Origin of the sequence: Chromohalobacter sp. HP20-39, from assembly GCF_033052815.1 — a bacterium.
Classification (GTDB): domain Bacteria; phylum Pseudomonadota; class Gammaproteobacteria; order Pseudomonadales; family Halomonadaceae; genus Chromohalobacter.
Window position 1 is genome coordinate 1 of sequence record NZ_JAWHTP010000359.1, and the last position, 330, is coordinate 330.

Below are 330 nucleotides of genomic sequence, written 5' to 3' on the forward strand. Positions count from 1 at the left end.
CAGGCCGACGTGGTGGTGGTTGGCCTGATCGGCGAGCGCGGCCGCGAAGTGAAGGAATTCGTTGACGAAATCCTCGGTGAGGAGGGTCTCGCCCGCTCGGCCGTGGTGGCCGCGCCGGCTGACAACTCGCCGCTCATGCGCCTGCAGGGCGCCGCCTACGCACACACCATCGCCGAGTACTTCCGCGACCGCGGCTGCAATGTGCTGCTGATCGTCGATTCGCTCACACGCTATGCGATGGCGCAGCGCGAGATCGCCCTGGCCATCGGCGAGCCGCCGGCCACCAAGGGCTATCCGCCTTCGGCGTTTGCCAAGCTGCCCGCGCTGGTG

General features: G+C 68.5%; 1 pseudogene. It reads left to right on the forward strand.

The features are described 5' to 3' along the window. Positions 1–330 (forward strand): annotated as a pseudogene (fliI, locus tag RVY79_RS18365) (flagellum-specific ATP synthase FliI); the annotation flags it as partial.